The 1,423-nt window shown below is 69.6% G+C and carries 1 protein-coding gene; it reads left to right on the top strand.

The window, feature by feature from the left end; translation table 11 throughout:
* Window positions 1–1,423, top strand: a 1,423-nt coding sequence (locus NLI01S_RS24765; protein WP_157091139.1) for an AMP-binding protein, incomplete at both ends; no start/stop codon positions are given.

Raw genomic sequence — 1,423 nt, 5'->3', positions numbered from 1 at the left:
CCGGTCCGTACCGCCCCGGACCCCGGCGCCCTGGTCGTCGACTGGCTCCGTGACCTCCAGAACGAACTCGTGGAGTCCCGCCGGTACGAACACCTGCCCCTCAACCGTGTCCAGTCCCAGAGCGGACTCCCTGGGGACACTCCGCTCTTCGACAGCATCGTCGTGTTCGAGAACTACCCCGTGGACGAGGAAGCCGCCCGCCGACACGGCGTCACGGTGGAGAGCATGACCGCGAGGGAGGCCACCAACTACGCGCTGACCCTGATCGCCTACGACGGTCCCGCCATCGACCTGCGCTTGCGCTACGACCCCGCGCTGTTCGACGTGGGCACGGTGCAGCGGCTGTTGAAGCACCTCTCCCACCTGGTGGACGGCATCGTCGCCGCACCCGACCGCCGCCTGGCCGAGCTCGACCTTCTCGACGGCCGAGAGCGGGATCGTGTCGAGGCCTGGGGGGACGGCGGTACTCCACAGCGGCTCTGGACGATCCCCGACCTCTTCTCGGCGAGGGTGGCACAGCGACGGGACGCGACCGCCCTGGTCACGACCGACCGGGAATGGACCTGGACGGAACTCGACGAGCGCGTGAGCGTCATCGCCCGGCGGTTGGTGGATCGGGGCGTCGGTACCGGGGACGTCGTAGGAGTGCACCTCCAACGCGGGCCCGAACTCGTCGCGGCCTTCCTCGGGATCATGCGTGCCGGGGCGACCTACCTTCCGATCGACCCGAACTACCCGCAGGCCCGACGGCACTTCATCGCGCGGGACTCCGGAGCGAGCCTCGTCCTCGTCGGTGCGGATCCCGTCGAATCCCTGCCCGAGGACCTGGAACAGGTTCCGGTGGCCGACCTCTGGGACGTCGAGAACGACGCGTGCGGCGGTGATCCCGTACCACCGGGTCTGGACGACCTCGCCTACCTCATCTACACGTCGGGTTCCACGGGCACGCCCAAGGGCACCATGGTGACGCACCGAGGCGCCGCGGAGCTGGCCGACTCCATGACCGAGCGCTTCGCCACCACGGAGGACACCCGGGTCCTGCAACTGGCCTCACCCAGTTTCGACGCCTCGGTGATGGAGGTCCTCATGGCCCTGGGCGCCGGTGCCCCTCTCGTGCTCCCGGAGCCGGGACCGCTCGTGGGCGATGACCTGGCGGAGGTCCTGCTGCGTGAACGAATCGGGCTGACGATCATCCCGCCGTCCCTGCTCGCATCGGTTCCCGAAGGGGAGTTCCCCGACCTTCGCACCCTGGTGGTCGGAGCGGAGGCCTGCACGGAGGAACTCGTCCGACGCTGGTCCCCCGGGCGGCGCATGGTCAACGCCTACGGTCCCACCGAGATCACCATCGCGGCCACCCTGAGCGACCCACTCGTCCCCGAACGAACACCGCCGATCGGTCGCCCGGTGGTCGGCACCCGGCTCC

The organism is Nocardiopsis listeri NBRC 13360, from assembly GCF_001570765.1.
In the GTDB taxonomy this organism is placed as follows: Bacteria; Actinomycetota; Actinomycetes; order Streptosporangiales; family Streptosporangiaceae; genus Nocardiopsis; species Nocardiopsis listeri.
This window is presented reverse-complemented; position numbering and strand designations above follow the sequence as displayed.